This is a genomic window from Schaalia odontolytica (genome assembly GCF_002847525.1).
Taxonomy (GTDB): Bacteria; Actinomycetota; Actinomycetes; order Actinomycetales; family Actinomycetaceae; genus Pauljensenia; species Pauljensenia odontolytica_B.
This window is the reverse complement of record NZ_PKKM01000004.1, coordinates 1-13,673: the sequence shown is the minus strand read 5'-3', so window position 1 is coordinate 13,673 and position 13,673 is coordinate 1. Positions and strand designations below refer to the sequence as shown.

The 13,673-nt window shown below is 64.5% G+C and carries 16 protein-coding genes; 4 read left to right on the top strand and 12 right to left on the bottom strand.

Features of this window, described 5'->3' with window-relative positions:
• Positions 1-42: 42 nt before the first annotated feature.
• From rsgA to CYJ22_RS03210, 3 genes are read right to left on the bottom strand one after another with little or no spacing between them, the layout of a single operon-like run.
• The gene (rsgA, locus tag CYJ22_RS03220) at positions 43-1,128 is read right to left on the bottom strand and encodes a ribosome small subunit-dependent GTPase A (protein WP_101601056.1); all 1,086 of its coding nucleotides are present in this window, start codon (positions 1,126-1,128) and stop codon (positions 43-45) included.
• Positions 1,128-2,480, bottom strand: a complete 1,353-nt coding sequence (aroA, locus tag CYJ22_RS03215) for a 3-phosphoshikimate 1-carboxyvinyltransferase (protein WP_101601054.1) — start codon at positions 2,478-2,480, stop codon at positions 1,128-1,130. The genes rsgA and aroA overlap by 1 nt, the downstream gene beginning before the upstream one ends.
• The gene (locus tag CYJ22_RS03210; RefSeq protein ID WP_101601052.1) at positions 2,477-3,004 is read right to left on the bottom strand and encodes a DoxX family membrane protein; all 528 of its coding nucleotides are present in this window, start codon (positions 3,002-3,004) and stop codon (positions 2,477-2,479) included. Before CYJ22_RS03210 ends, aroA begins: the two co-directional genes overlap by 4 nt.
• Before the next feature lie 198 nt (positions 3,005-3,202).
• On the opposite strand from CYJ22_RS03210, the gene CYJ22_RS03205 reads away from it, so the two are divergent.
• The 3 genes from CYJ22_RS03205 (at position 3,203) to CYJ22_RS10435 (ending at position 4,374) form a co-directional block, all read left to right on the top strand.
• A complete protein-coding gene (locus CYJ22_RS03205) occupies positions 3,203-3,835 on the top strand; it encodes a sigma-70 family RNA polymerase sigma factor (protein ID WP_101601049.1) in 633 nt (210 codons plus the stop codon).
• A complete protein-coding gene (locus CYJ22_RS03200; protein ID WP_101601047.1) occupies positions 3,832-4,131 on the top strand; it encodes an anti-sigma factor in 300 nt (99 codons plus the stop codon). The genes CYJ22_RS03205 and CYJ22_RS03200 overlap by 4 nt, the downstream gene beginning before the upstream one ends.
• A gap of 168 nt (positions 4,132-4,299) precedes the next feature.
• Positions 4,300-4,374 carry a 50S ribosomal protein bL37 gene (locus CYJ22_RS10435; RefSeq protein WP_370465157.1) on the top strand — a complete coding sequence of 25 codons (75 nt, stop codon included), beginning with the start codon at positions 4,300-4,302 and terminating at the stop codon, positions 4,372-4,374.
• 499 nt (positions 4,375-4,873) lie between these two features.
• Here the strand turns inward: CYJ22_RS10435 and CYJ22_RS03195 are convergent, their stop codons facing one another.
• Complete coding sequence (locus tag CYJ22_RS03195) at positions 4,874-5,491, bottom strand: hypothetical protein (RefSeq protein WP_243390443.1); 618 nt, start codon at positions 5,489-5,491, stop codon at positions 4,874-4,876.
• Between the two features lie 1,168 nt (positions 5,492-6,659).
• Between CYJ22_RS03195 and CYJ22_RS03190 the strand changes: the two genes are divergently transcribed.
• The gene (locus CYJ22_RS03190; protein WP_101601043.1) at positions 6,660-7,544 is read left to right on the top strand and encodes an alpha/beta hydrolase fold domain-containing protein; all 885 of its coding nucleotides are present in this window, start codon (positions 6,660-6,662) and stop codon (positions 7,542-7,544) included.
• A 161-nt stretch (positions 7,545-7,705) separates the two neighbouring features.
• On the opposite strand, the gene CYJ22_RS03185 is transcribed toward CYJ22_RS03190, so the two are convergent.
• From CYJ22_RS03185 to CYJ22_RS03155, 8 genes are all read right to left on the bottom strand, one after another.
• The gene (locus CYJ22_RS03185) at positions 7,706-8,407 is read right to left on the bottom strand and encodes a hypothetical protein (protein WP_101601040.1); all 702 of its coding nucleotides are present in this window, start codon (positions 8,405-8,407) and stop codon (positions 7,706-7,708) included.
• 79 nt (positions 8,408-8,486) lie between these two features.
• Positions 8,487-9,356, bottom strand: a complete 870-nt coding sequence (locus CYJ22_RS03180; protein WP_101601037.1) for a hypothetical protein — start codon at positions 9,354-9,356, stop codon at positions 8,487-8,489.
• Positions 9,357-9,392: 36 nt separating this feature from the next.
• Entirely contained in the window at positions 9,393-9,545 is a 153-nt protein-coding gene (locus CYJ22_RS10155; protein WP_165782117.1) for a hypothetical protein, read from the bottom strand.
• A 78-nt stretch (positions 9,546-9,623) separates the two neighbouring features.
• The gene (locus CYJ22_RS03175; protein WP_101601035.1) at positions 9,624-10,178 is read right to left on the bottom strand and encodes a hypothetical protein; all 555 of its coding nucleotides are present in this window, start codon (positions 10,176-10,178) and stop codon (positions 9,624-9,626) included.
• Between the two features lie 248 nt (positions 10,179-10,426).
• On the bottom strand, positions 10,427-11,029 hold the full coding sequence (locus tag CYJ22_RS03170; RefSeq protein ID WP_207760500.1) for a hypothetical protein: 603 nt from the start codon (positions 11,027-11,029) through the stop codon (positions 10,427-10,429).
• A gap of 240 nt (positions 11,030-11,269) precedes the next feature.
• Complete coding sequence (locus CYJ22_RS03165) at positions 11,270-11,980, bottom strand: hypothetical protein (protein ID WP_009053982.1); 711 nt, start codon at positions 11,978-11,980, stop codon at positions 11,270-11,272.
• A gap of 7 nt (positions 11,981-11,987) precedes the next feature.
• A complete protein-coding gene (locus tag CYJ22_RS03160; protein WP_243390442.1) occupies positions 11,988-12,698 on the bottom strand; it encodes a hypothetical protein in 711 nt (236 codons plus the stop codon).
• Positions 12,699-12,745: 47 nt separating this feature from the next.
• Positions 12,746-13,408, bottom strand: coding sequence for a hypothetical protein (locus tag CYJ22_RS03155; protein ID WP_101601028.1), 663 nt, complete (start codon positions 13,406-13,408; stop codon positions 12,746-12,748).
• Positions 13,409-13,673: the final 265 nt, after the last annotated feature.

Genomic DNA, 13,673 nt, shown 5'->3' with positions numbered 1-13,673 from the left:
GCAGGGGGAGCGCTGTCAAGGCCTTTCGGCACACATTTTTGCTTACCGAGCCGCCTTGCTGGCGGCCTCCGCCGTCGCCACGGCCTCGAGGAGCCTGCGCACCGACGCCACACGGGAAGCGCGCTCGGAGCGCACCTGATCCGCATCCTCATCCCCGGCCTCGTCGAGGGCGAAAGGACCGGTGGCTCGCGCGTAACTGTCAAGCGCGCACGAGGGCTCCTCCTCGCCGTGCGAGCACAGCGGCAGGCACCAGGCGGCCGCCTCCGCGACGTCCGGGAAGACACCGAGCACGTCGGCGACGCTCACGTGCCCCAGCCCGAAAGAACGCACGCCGGGCGTATCCACGATCCAGCCGCCCTCGTCCAGCTCGAAGGCCTCCGAGGACGTGGAGGTGTGGCGCCCGCGTCCCGTCACCTCGTTGACGTGGCCCGTCGCCCGGCCCGCGCCCGGCACCAGGAGGTTGATGAGCGTGGACTTCCCGACCCCCGAATGCCCCACGAGCACCGACCAGTGGCCGGCCAGCAGGTCCCGCAGCTCGGCGACGCCCGGATCGGACTCCCCGGCCTCGGCGCTCGTGAGCACGACGCGCACGTCGAAGTCCTCGTAGGCGGCGATCAGCTCGTCCGCGCTGGCCAGGTCCGCCTTCGTCAGCACGAGGACGGGGTCCAGGCCTGCCTCGAAGGCCGCGACCAAGCAACGGTCAATCATGCCGGTGCGCGGCGGCGGATCCGCCAGCGCCACGACGATGCACATCATGTCCGCGTTCGCGACGATAGCCTTTTCGCCGCGCTGATCCGGCGCGTCCTCGAGGGAGCGGCGCAGCACCGAGGAACGTTCCTCGACGGCGACGATGCGCGCGAGCGTGTCGGGGCGCCCGGACAGGTCGCCGGTCAGGCGCACGCGGTCGCCCATGATGACGGAGCCGCGGCCCAGCTCGCGGGCGCGCACGGCGACCACGCGGGTGCCGTCAGCCTCCAGGCTCACCTGGTAGCGGCCACGGTCGATGCCGATGATGCGGCCAAGCGGCTTAGAGGACCAGTCAGGCCGGTCCTTCGTACGCGGGCGCGAGCCCTTGCCGGCGCGCACGCGCACGCGCGGGTCGTCGGTCCCGGTGTCGCGGCGGGCCATCACTGTTCCTCCTCGATCAACGAGGCCGGGGCAGGCGGGGTGCTTCCCTGACCGTTTTCGCTCACGAGCGTGGCCCACATGGCCTCGAAGGTGGGCAGGGTTTTGGAGGTGCACGCGATGTCGTCGACCGTGATGCCGGGCGTGATGAGGCCCAGGACCGCGCCGAAGGTCGCCATGCGGTGATCCGCGTAGGAACGGATCTGCGCGGCGTGGAGCGGGCGCGGCGTGATGATCAGGCCGTCCTCGGTCTCTTCGGCCTGCCCGCCCGCGCGGTTGATCTCGGCGACCAGCGCCGCTAGGCGGTCCGTCTCGTGTCCGCGCAGGTGCGCGATCCCGCTCAGGTGCGAGGGAGTCGAGGCGTAGGCGCAGATCGCGGCCAGGGTGGGGGTCAGCTCTCCGACCTCGGCCATGGTCGCCTTGATGCCCGGGTAGTTGCCGGCGCCCGGACCGCTCAGGGTCAGGCCCTCCTCGTCCAGGGTGATAGTCGCGCCCATGTGGCCCAGCAGTGCGCGCCAGGCGTCGCCCGCCTGCGTCGTCTCCCCCGGCCACGCCGGGATACGCACGCGCCCGCCCGTCACCATTGCGGCGGCCAGGAAGGGACCGGCGTTAGACAGGTCCGGCTCGACGGTGATGTCGCCGCCGAGGGGGCGCGACGGGAAGATGTGCCAGGTGGAAAGGTTCGCGCGGCCCTCGTCCACGACCTCCAGGTCGATGCCCGCGCCCGCGAGGGACGCCAGCGTCATCTCCACGTGCGGCATCGACGGGACGATGCCCGGAGCCGACACGAAGAGGGGATCGCCGACCAGGGGAGAGACGAGCAGCAGGGCGGACAGGAACTGCGAAGAGGACGAGGAGTCCACCCAGGCCTGCGCGCCCAGCGGCGTGTGGATCGGGCCCTGGATCGTGAAGGGCAGGTGCCCGCGCTCACCGTGATAGGTGACCGTCGCGCCCATGCGTACCAGGGTGTCCAGGAGCGGGCCGAGCGGGCGCGCGTAGGCCTGCTCGTCCCCGTCGAAGAGCGTTTCTTCGGGCGACAGCGCCGCTAGGGGAGGCAGGAAACGCATGACCGTGCCGGCCAGGCCGCACTCGATGCGACCGCCGCGCGGCGGAAGCTCCATCGGGGTGACGCGCAGCGTGCCCGCGCCCTCGTCCTCGACGCGCGCGCCCATCACCTCCAGAGCAGCCGCGAACAGGCGAGTGTCGCGCGCGTCCAGGGCACCGCGAATGACGGAGGGAGAATCGGCGACGGCCGCCAGGTACAGGGCACGTGCCGTGATCGACTTCGAGCCCGGCACCTCGACCGTGGCATCCACGGGGGAGGTGGCCAGGGGAGCGGGCCAGGGCGCGCTCACGAAGCGGTGCCGGTCAGACGCTCCACGACGGCGGCCTCGGCCGCAGCGATCGCGCGGCGCTGGTCGCGGCGCATCGCGTGGGCGACGAGGGCCGAGGGCTGTCCGACGCGGTCCGTCGACGCGAGAAGGACGCCGGCGGCCAGACCCGCCTTATTCAGCGTGCGGTAGCGGCGGCGCTTGATCTGTTCCTTGGACAGGCCTCGCGTCGTGCCGGGCAGGGGAGCGTTCACGAGGGCCATCGGCGCGCCGATTGCAGCCAGGGTCAGGGCGGCCACGCGGGGCTTGCGGCCCAACGCGAAACGCAGGCCCGCGACAACCGTCACCGCGCCCGTCACACGGGTCGCGACAGCCAGCTGCTGATCCGTGAGCGGCTCCAGGCCGACCGCGTCGGTCGCCTTGTTGATGAGAGGACGAACGCCCGCGGCGCGCTCCACGTGGAAATGCGGATGCATGAGGGCATCAACCCCGTCAGCGATGAACGGGGCGGCGAGCAGGGGACGGGCAACAACGCGCAGCAGATTCATACCCCTATTGTTCGACACCTTTGCCCTCGGGGGAAGCCGAACGGCCCGGCTACTCCCAAACAACGGGATGAAAGTGGCGCAACGCACAGTTAGTGGGGGTTGTGGAATAAAGAGGGGCGTGAGGCGTTGCCCTCAGTATGACCACTCATCGCCCACTCCCAGTCGCGCCGCATGCCCGCGCGACTACGCTGGGACGCGATGGATACGACAACCCCCTCACCGACGCCGCAGGCACCCGAGCCTGCCCCGGCCTCGTCCACCCCGGACGGCGCCACGCTCGAGGCCCGCTTCATGGACGAAGCGATGCCCCTCATGAACCAACTCTTCGGCGCGGCCCTGGGTATGACCCGCAACCGAGCCGACGCCGAGGACCTGGTTCAGGAGACGTACCTCAAGGCCTACCAGAAGTTCCACCAGTATCAGCCCGGCACCAACATCAAGGCCTGGCTGTACCGGATCCTCACCAACACCTACATCACCAGCTACCGCAAGGCGCAGCGCTCGCCCAAGCGCGCCTCCAGCGACACCGTCGAGGACTGGCAGCTGGCCGACGCCGCCTCCCACTCGGAGGTCGGCCTCAAGTCTGCGGAAGTCGAGGCCCTCGAGGCGCTGCCCTCCTCGCAGCTGCGCGACGCCCTCGATTCGCTCTCAGAGGAACACCGGATGGTTGTTCTCATGGCTGACGTTGAGGGTATGAGCTACAAGGAAATCGCCGAAGAACTAGGAGTTCCCATGGGGACCGTCATGAGCCGACTGAACCGGGCGCGCAAGAACCTGCGCTCCGCGCTGGCCGACGTCGCCGCGGAATACGGGATCGGAGGAGCCAAGTGACCACGCACATCACCTGCCAGGATGTTCAGGACGCCCTGTACGAACTGATCGACTGCGAGGAGTGCGACCGCCGCAGCGGCCTCATCGACGCCGGATCCGTACCCGGGCCTGATGCCCGCGCCCGCGCCCTCATGATCAAGCACGTCGCCACCTGCGCGCACTGCACCGATGCCCTGGACGCGGAACGCCACGTGCGCGCCCTCATGCGCGGCTGCTACGAGACCGAGCAGGCCTCGGATGCGCTGCGTGCCCGCGTCGTCGCCTCAATCACCAGCGTGTCCGTCACCTGGCGCTAAGCGCGCTGCGACAACGCGCGGCCGCGTGGCGTGACGCCGGCTGACGAGGTCGGGGTTGCCGCCCGTTTTTCGGTGACCTTCGTCGCCGCGAACGGCCTGTGCCTTGGTGGTTTGGGCCAATGTGTGCAAAAATGCTTCAGTCTAGACAACAAACCCAAGGAGAATGACATGTCGAAGCGGGGTCGTAAGCGTCGCGATCGTCGTAAGAACGGCGCGAACCACGGCAAGCGTCCTAACGCCTGAGCCGAATACGTTGCGCGCCCGGACCGGTTGGTCCGGGCGCGTTTTGTATACGCGTTTTGTATGCGCGGGTGGTGGGGACCAGGTGCGGCCGCGCGAGGCGCGCGGGTGCGGGACCAGGCGTGCGCCGTGTCTGGGGCGTGCAACGCATGGTTCGTGGCCTCGCAGCGCAGCAAAACGGTGCGCGAGGGGCGAGCGCAGTGTGCTGGGTGCACGCTGCTTGGTGGCGTGCCCTGTGGTGGGCACGTGACGCTTGCTTGCGTCCCTGCAGCCCATCAAAACGGGGTGCGAGGCTATCCTTCGCTGCAGAGCGTGATCGCGCACCCGTGCATGCGGATAGGTTGTCCGTGTGCTGGGCTGGTGTTGAGGATGCTCGTGGTGGCGTGAGTAGCCCGTCTATGGGTGGTGTCAATCCACCGGCCCTCGTTCTGGATAGGAACCACGCATCTGGATAGGAACCACGTATCTGGATAGGTTATTAAGCTATCCAGAACGCGATAACCTATCCAATACGCTGTTTCCTATCCAGAACATGAACTCGTTGTGGGGTGCGTCCGATCCGGAAACGTCTATTTCGCCCATCACAGCGCTCGGTGGGAGGGCTCCATAGAAGGCGATGATCGAGTGATGAGCTCGTACGCCCTAGCGCTCTCATGAGCCTCAACCGTAGATCCTCCCAGTCGTTGTAGTCCGGCCAGCTGACACGAATAACGTTCCACCCTGCATCGCGAAGATCCTGATCCCTGCGGATCCACTCCCGTTTTGCGCGCGTAAGATCGGATTGGTTGTCGCCTAGTTTTCCGATGCCGTCAAATTCAATGATGATTCGAACATCTGCGATGACAATATCTGCGTAATAGTGACGGCCCCGGACCTCGATGTGCACTTGAGTCAGTGATGGGAATGGGCTGATCGAGCGCACAAGCCAAAGCAAGGCTGCTTCAGCAGGATTTTCGCATCCAGGATCAATCGCGCGAAGAATGGCGCGTGCTCGGCGCAGTCCTCTTTTCGTGGGGGAGCGTTCGAGGCGCTTGAGGAGCGCTACGCGGATTTCCTCTGCCCGTTCACGTGATTCCATCTGCTCAAACATTGAAAATTTGCTCCACTTATGCAGTGCCATGCATCCGAGGACGAAAGCCTCCAATGGTTCCTCTTGCTGAACGCAACGGATGAGTGCATCGTACGGGTGTTCCGTTTCCAATCCGTTAGTGCGTCTGCGTTCCTCAGAGAGTGGAGGGATGCTGGAACAGGTGACACCTGTTTCGGGTACTGTCGTTGAGCCGACCGAACACGCTGGAAGTCGGGAAGTGGATCGTCTTGTTGGCCTGTAGATGGTTATCTGTGGATTAGCGGACCATCCCTGAATTCCGTTGAGTAGAAGGCAGCTACGTCCTACGTACAGTGCTTGGTGTTGCAGGGAGGCATTCACTGCATGGATTCGGGCGAGGGCAACTGCGTTCCATATTTCCCAAGGAGTTGACTCGTCTGGATGGAGTGGGATAGCAGCTGCAATGCCGCGCATGATGCGTACGGTGACGGGCGAATGCGCTTGGCTCTTTGGTGTCTGTAAGACATCCGTGACGACAACAGGTACCTGGTTCATGTATCCAGCTTCGAACAGAGCTTCGAGTTGGGGGTAGTCGAAAAGGAAGGCCTGTGGATAACCGGGTCTCTCTCTGTGCCCCTGTGCATAACGGCGAGGAGTGAGGTGTCGGGAGTTGCCTGTCAGGATGAGGGCGGACGCGCGCGGAGAGCTGTTAGCGATGGGGTGTGTGAGGGAGCAGATATCTGATTGCACGCTGTTGGAGTGAGGAACGCCCCATAGAGAACAACGAGGAGGAGCCTCACGCACCATCTGGATAGGAAACGGAAATCTGGATAGGTTATTGCGTTCTGGATAGCTTAATAACCTATCCAGATAACTAGTTCCTATCCAGAACAACGTTTCCTATCCACAAGCCAACTCCACAATTTCCAGCGAGCCGAATACGTGCGCGCGACACTTGGACGAGCATCCGGATATCGGCCGATGTGCTCGTGTCAGATCCTGATACAACCGGGCGCCTCGAACTTCCGTGAGAAGTGCAGAAGCCTTCGACTTCGGCGTGGAAGGCACCGGACTCGTGCCCCTGCGGGGTGCCGGACTCACACTCCTGGGGCAGTGGCGAAGAATCCCTGCGATGGGTGAGGATGGGCGGACGCAGCGTATCCTGGTACCTGTTGGCGCGCGGGTGCGTCCCGATGCGAACAGAAACCGTTTGTTGATCCGCCAGAGCGAAAGAGGCTCCATGTCCCTCCAGATGCGTCTCGTTCACGCCCGCAAGGGGCTCACGCCTCCCGCGCTGCACACCGAGGAATCCGCGCGCGACATGGCGGCGCACGCCCCGCAGCAGCACCCCATGCCCGCGTCGATGCGAGCGCGTTTCACGGCGACGAGCAACAAAGGCGTGACCCGCGTGTTCCCGAAGCAGGGCCTGCGCTCGGGTGGTGCCCTCATCTTCCTGCACGGCGGTGCCTACCTCTTCCCGCTGGTTGACGGCCAGTGGGGCATCGTTGAGGGCCTCATCGACCGTACGGGCCTGCCCGTCATCATTCCGGACTACCCCCTTGCCCCCGAGCACACCGCGACCGAAGCGTTCGACTTCGTCCAGCCCATCATCGACGAGGCGCAGGCCGAGTTCGGTCGCGTCATCGTCTTCGGCGACTCGGCGGGTGGCGGCCTGGCGCTCTCCCTCGCCATGCAGCGACGCGACGCGGGCAACCGCCAGGTGGATGGCCTCGTCCTGTACGCGCCGTGGGTGGACGTCACCATGACGAACCCGGCGATTGAGGAGGTGCAGGGCCGCGATAGGATCCTGCGCGCGCCCGGACTGGAGTGGGCGGGCCGCGCGTGGGCGGGCGATCTGGACCCCGCAGACTGGCGGGTCAGCCCCCTTTTTGGTGACCCGTCGGGACTGCCGCCGATGCGGATTTTCCAGGGTGACGCGGATATCTTGGGCCCAGACGCGATCGAGTTCGCCCGCAAGGCGGCTCGCGCTGGCGTGGACGTGCGCCTGCGCGTGGAGCCGGATGGATTCCACGTCTACGTGCTCTCAGTCCCCGTCATTCCCGAGGCCGAGGCCGCCCTCGACCACAGCGCGCGCTTCATCTCGGGGATCCTCACCCAGGCGTGAGACGACCCGTTTCACGGCTTCGTTGATCGAGGACGACGGTTGCAGGCAACCCCGCGTCGCCCGGTACCGATACGACTAGTCGAGGCTCGCACACCAGGGGCCGATTGGGCGAGGGACGTGCGCGCCAATGGCACACTACCGAGCGGCGGGAGGCGGCAGTCTCAGTCGATGCGTGCATCGACGATGGACCACGTGTGGGGGTAGACCTCCATGGTCATGGAGGCGGACCCGGAGCGCCGAGCGCAGGCCTCGTAGAGGACGCCCGTGAGACCGCTGCGCGAGGCGATGTCGTCAGCGTTGTCTGTTTCGATGACCGTGGCGCGCTTGGTGCCGTCAGCGAGGGTCATCGTGAAGGTGTTGTCCCATCCGTTGTCGGGCGCACGATCAGTGCGCGTCTTCGAGTTTGACCGCGGCATCTGCTCGAAGCTGCACGAGGTGACGGTGACGGTGGTGGCGCCCTCCTTCAGGTCGCGGAAGGCGGGAAGGCCGCGGCTGATCGACTGGAATCCCACGAATAACGCGGTGACGCACAGGACGACGATGCCGAAGGAACGCTGGTTGTACTTCTCAATATCGACGTCGCGCTTGGCCCGCCAAACGCCGAGGTACGCGAACGCGCACGCGATGAGGAGCCCGGCGACGAGGACGAGCCCAACGCCGCAGGCCTGCGCTTTCCACACGACGCGCTCGCGGCCGAAATCCGTGTGATCTCCGATGAACCAGAAGAGGGAAATGGCAGCAATGACCAGAGCCATGAGGACGGCCCCGATGGCGGTGGCGACCTTCTTGAGGACGCCTGCGCCTGTCGGGCCTTGCGCGGGTGAGGACGCCCGACGAGGAGAGGAAGCGGGGGTGCGTGACATGGGGTCTTTCTCGGGTTGCAGAGGTTGGGGACGAGGCCGGGGCCCGTGCGCGGGCCTGCCGCGCGTGCGGGCGGACCGATCAGTTGTTGATCCTCGCGCTCGCGACGACCCTCGAATGCGTGTAGTAACCGATGGTCATGGTTGCGTTGCCGGAGCGCAGGGCGCAGGCCTCGTAGAGGACGGCCGTCACGTCCCCTTGCCTCGCAATCTCATCCTTGCTGTCCGTCTCAACGGTCTGCGTGTGGGTCGAGCCATCCTCAAACGTCATGATGAACTGGTTCTTATACACGGTCGAGGTGCCGCCGCGGGCGCGTGACCGACTCGTCTTGTACTGGTCGAAGCTGCATGACGTGACCGTGACGGTGTGTGGGCCGTCGGCGACGTCAAGCACCGCGGGAACGCCGTTCGACAGCGCGTATAAGCACAGCCCGAGGCCTAAGAGAGATGCCATGACCTTGCCGAGCTGCCGTGTTTGTGCCAGTTTCTCGTCGCCCCGTGCGCTCGCCATGAGGGCATTGCGCCGTGCACCAGCATAGAGGGGGATCGTGGCGAGGGCGAAGACGAGCGCGACGGCGCACTTGATGAGGGTCCAGACGATCCGTTCCGTGCCAAAGTCGAACATCTCGCCGAAGAAATAGAAGACCATGCCGACGGGGAGTCCCACGAGCAGGAGGAGAAGCCACCACCCCGTGTGCTTCTTCGGTGCTGTGTCCTCGCCGGAAGGATCGGTGGGGGAAGGAACACTCTGAGAGACCTCGTCGGCGTCGGACGACGCGGCATACGCCTCCCCGTATGGGGACCCCTGGTATTCCCAGCCCTGGTATGACAGCGGCGGCAAGGAAGGCTGCGCGTCGCCCGCTTGCGGCTGCGGCACCTGCGGCTGGTTGGCGGGTTGACTGCCGTCAGTGGACGGATCGTAGGGGGAGAGATAAGGGTATTGATTGCTCATGGCTGCTACCTGTCGGACGGGTGCGTGACGACGAGCCTAGGGTGTTTCCTCGGGAACGGGTGCGCTTCCGGGAGGATCCGGGTGCGCGGTGAGCGACCAAGCGCCGACTTGCTCGTCGGTCTCCACACTACCGCTCACGGCCTCGATGAGGGCGCGCATCTCACCCAGGTGTGAGCCGACCCGTTTCACGCCCCGGTTCACGGCTTCGTTGAACGAAGACGAGAAGCAACCGAAGCGTACGTGCGGACGGAGAGACGGCGAGCCTCGTCAGTCCAGCCTGGCGCCGCTAATCACCCAGGAACGGTAGTAGACGTCGAGTGTCATCGAGGTCTCCCCGTCATGCCTGACGCACGCTTCGAACAGAGGTTTCTCGATCTCAGCGGCATGCCCGAACTGGCGAAGCCCGATCACTGTTTGACGGGTGGTTCCGTCGGGAAGAGTCATCGTGAATTCTCGACTGAACGTCGGTCTGCCTCGGTAGTCTACAAATTTAATCTGGTGCGTACGCATCTCGTGGGTGCAGGAGGACACGGTGACGGTGCGAGGCCCCGTTATGAGGTCAACGACGACGGGCGTTCCGTGGGCCAGAGCAATGTATGCGCTCGGAACGAGGAGGAAGACCGACAACGCGAGGGCTGCGGGCCGCTTGCGATGGCCGGATGCCGATCCTGCCCGACGGGCCCGTCGAAAGCGGGGCAGCTGCCAGATGATCGCTGCCAGACACACGAACATGATCCGGAACGCAACACTGTATGCCAACGCGAGCGACAGGATCCTGGTGAAGCCATAGGTCGTGGTGCTTACCCACAGGAAGATCGCCATGCACTCGCTGATGAATACAGTGATGACAAGCGCGACGATACCGCGAGCCCTTCCCCTCGAGGGGCCTTCTGGCGTGCGCGGGGGCGGGGGCGTCGCGAACACGTTCGTCGGTGACACCCGCGCCGCTGTACTGGGGGAGAGTGGCTCCCGGGCCGCCGGGGGCTGAGAGAGGTATGGGGAGAAATCGTTGCTCATAGGGACCTTCTCAGATGGGGCAGACCTGGACGAGGCCGGGGACCGTGCGGCGACTAGTCGTCGATTCGCACGTCCGCGAGGATCCACGTGAAGGGGTAGTAGTACACCGTTATCTTGTCGGGAGAACGATGTGCGCAGGCTCTGAGGAGATCGGTGCCCACGCCCGGCTTACCCCCGATATCGTTTCTGCCGGAGGTTGTCAGCGTTGTCGTATGCGACGTGCCATCCTCGAAGGTGAGCTCGAAGATATTGTCGTAGGAGGTGCGGGTCCCGTATCGACGAGTCTTCTGGGTGATCTGGTTCTCCGAGAAATGACACGAGGACACTGCCTTGGGTTGGGGACCTACTGCGGCATCGATGACCGCGGGTACTCCGGTGACCAGCCCGTACAAGCACAGCGCGACTCCGGCGATGCCCGCAATGACACGCATGCCCTGGCGTGTGGACGGCTCCTCGACGTGAGCCTCACCCCGAAGCTCCCGTTCCAGAAACTGTTTGAGCGCTCGGAAGGGAAAACAGAGAAACGCCGCGATCAGTGCAGCGAGGGACTTGACGAGTGTCCAGACCAGGGCCTCGAGACCGCTTTGAAAGAGCGCGTTGAAGACGCCGGCGGACACAAAGAAGATCAGAAACAACGCTGCGAGCGAGAAACCCACAAAGAGAGCGAGGGGGCTGGCCTTTTGAGTTGGCGTCGATGCTCGGGTTCCTTGGCCGCTGGAGAGCCTCGAGGACGTGGGCGCAGCGCCGTGGGACGATGTGCCGTTGGTGACGGGAGTCGTCCCGGCTCCGCTCGCAGAAAGCGGAGGGTCGACCTGGATAGGTTCGCCGGACGGGGCTGGGAGGGCGTCGGAGGGCTTCATGGTCTCTCTTGGTGGTTGGGATCGACGAGGCCGTGGCTAGGCAGGTGTGTCCTCCGCGGCGGGTATGTGCGCGGTGAGCGACCAGGCACCTACCTGCTCGTTAGTCTCAACACTACCGCTCACGCTATCGATGAGGGCACGGATCTCACCCATGCGACGCGCGCCCAGGACGGATGCCTCAGGCGTGAGGGCGCTGATGGTCAGCGTCAGCGCCCCGTCCATCGCGGACCCGGTGACGGTGACCGAGGCGTTCTTGTCGAGCTCGGCGATGTGGGAGAGAACCAGGTAGATGATTTCCGCGCCCACGGCCTCGCGGAAGTCGTTGAGCGGCGTGTGCTCGGCGAACAGGTTGATGATGGAAAAGCCGGATTGCTGCGCGTAGCTGATGGCACCGTCGATGGTCGCAAAATTGCCGGGCGGTGTGGGAGCGGCCGGGCGCTCGCGGCTGGCCGCCTGGGCGCGGGCAGGGGTCGGGGTAGGCCCAGTGAGGTTCGCGGGCAGTGTCGCAGATGGGTGGCCGACGCCGTGGCGGGGAGGCGTCTTCCAATCCCTGTACAGGAATCGGATGCCGGCGGCGGCTGCGACCACGATGAAGATAATCAGATAGGAGGCCGCTGCGGTGACGACGGCCGGTGCCCATGAGCGAGGTGAGAAGAAGGACCCTAAGACGATGTTGAGGGACATGAAAGCGATGATGATTGCGCAGACGAGCAGATTCTCGCGGGTGGTGGTTTTCTCCTTGGTCATGTGCCGCTCATTTCACCCGCGCGTCGACGATGATCCAGCTGTGGCTGTAGACATCGACGGTCAGGGAAGTCGCGCCGGAACGCGCCTTGCAGGTCTCGTAGATGGTTTGAGAGACACCGCCCTCCTTGGCGAGGTCATCGGAGCTCTCGGTCTCGAGCGTGAGTGTGCGCGTTGTCCCGTCCTCCAGGGTCATGGCGAAGTGATTGTCGTAGTAGTCGATGACCTTGCTGTAATCGTCCGATGACTTGTAGTGCTCCTTCTGGGTGAGCTGACACGAGGTGACTTTCATCGTGTGTGGCCCCTCCACGAAGTCCCGGATCACGGCGATCCCGTAGACACCCGAGACAACAACGACGACGGTTCCGATAACACCCACCGCGATTGTGACAATGGCGTAGAGCTTGCCGGAGGATGCGTTCCCTCCGGCCTGCGCGCGGCACCCACGCCTGCGCAGATAGGTACAGAGGAGCACGCACGCGATCGCGGCAATCAGGCCAATGGTGCACCATGCGGCCACCCACACGAGCCGCCAGAACCCGAAGTGCACGTACTTGCCGAGCGACGCGAAGGCGTAGGCAATGGTGCCGAAGAAACCGATGACGACGAACGCGATCAGGTTCGCGCGCGTCGAGAGCCGCGGCATGTGCCCGAGAAACGATGAGGCCTGGCCGTGGCTGGGGAAACCGCTCGAGGGAAAGAAGGGGGACTGGTTGCTCATGGTCTCACTGACGTGTTTGGGATTGACGAGGCCGGGGTGCGTTCGGCTCACGCCTCACGGATGGCCTTAATGATCCCGCTGCGCGGGTAGACGTCGACGACGATAGACGTTGTGAAAGGGCGGACGACACAGGCCTGATAGAGGGCATAGTAGGGGCTCGTCGGCTGTGCGAACTCGTCTTTCGTGTCCGTCCTGATCTCGAAGCGACGCGACTTTCCGTCGTCAAAATGGAGAGTGAAATAGTTGCGGTAGTATGTGCTGCCACGACGCCCTCGCTCGGTCTCAGTACGGAATCTTTCGCAGCTTGTGACGGCCTTCGTCTGGGGGCCGGTACGGGCGTCTTCGTAGCCTTCTGCGAAGGCCCCGCCTCCCATGACGACCATAGTCGTTCCGATGAGTGCTGCGGCAGCAATCATGATGAATGTACCGATTGCTGGGCGGCTGTCGCCCGGTCCCTGCAGCGCATCGCGCATTGCGCGAACGAGCGTTGGGAGGGCGACAAAGCAGCAGATGCCGAGGACAACCGCTGCGCCAGAGCCGATCATCACACAGACCAACTCACGGACACCGAAATTACCGGACAGAACAAACGCAGCGAACATGACGACTATGGACGCGAGAAACACGCAGGCCCATATGGTCATGCTGAGCTGTTGCCGAGCGTTGCCCGGACGTATCTCAGGGGAGAAACGCGAACGACGCGGATACATGCTCAATTCCTCCTGCTTTCAGAAAACTGCCGGGGGGCGTTCGGCTCACGCCTCACGGATGGCCTTAATGATCCCGCTGCGCGGGTAGAAGTCAACGATAAAGGTTGTTGTCTTCGGTCGGGGTCAAGTCCTGTGGAGTGGTGTAATCGTTTTGTGTCCTTCGGAGTGGGTTATGCGGTGAGTTTGAGTGTGGTGTCCTCCTGTTGGGTGGGTTGGGGTGTGAGTCGTGATTTGGTGAGGACATCGAGGCTGAGGTAGCGTCGGC

Coding starts and splice junctions, on each gene's coding strand:
- CYJ22_RS03195 (WP_243390443.1), bottom strand. CDS start 5,491: ATGGCACTGCATAAGTGGAGCAAATTTTCAATGTTTGAGCAGATGGAA.
- CYJ22_RS03190 (WP_101601043.1), top strand. CDS start 6,660: ATGTCCCTCCAGATGCGTCTCGTTCACGCCCGCAAGGGGCTCACGCCT.
- CYJ22_RS03210 (WP_101601052.1), bottom strand. CDS start 3,004: ATGAATCTGCTGCGCGTTGTTGCCCGTCCCCTGCTCGCCGCCCCGTTC.
- CYJ22_RS03160 (WP_243390442.1), bottom strand. CDS start 12,698: ATGAGCAACCAGTCCCCCTTCTTTCCCTCGAGCGGTTTCCCCAGCCAC.
- CYJ22_RS03175 (WP_101601035.1), bottom strand. CDS start 10,178: ATGGCGATCTTCCTGTGGGTAAGCACCACGACCTATGGCTTCACCAGG.
- CYJ22_RS03185 (WP_101601040.1), bottom strand. CDS start 8,407: ATGTCACGCACCCCCGCTTCCTCTCCTCGTCGGGCGTCCTCACCCGCG.
- CYJ22_RS03165 (WP_009053982.1), bottom strand. CDS start 11,980: ATGACCAAGGAGAAAACCACCACCCGCGAGAATCTGCTCGTCTGCGCA.
- CYJ22_RS03205 (WP_101601049.1), top strand. CDS start 3,203: ATGGATACGACAACCCCCTCACCGACGCCGCAGGCACCCGAGCCTGCC.
- CYJ22_RS03155 (WP_101601028.1), bottom strand. CDS start 13,408: ATGTATCCGCGTCGTTCGCGTTTCTCCCCTGAGATACGTCCGGGCAAC.
- rsgA (WP_101601056.1), bottom strand. CDS start 1,128: ATGGCCCGCCGCGACACCGGGACCGACGACCCGCGCGTGCGCGTGCGC.
- CYJ22_RS03180 (WP_101601037.1), bottom strand. CDS start 9,356: ATGAGCAATCAATACCCTTATCTCTCCCCCTACGATCCGTCCACTGAC.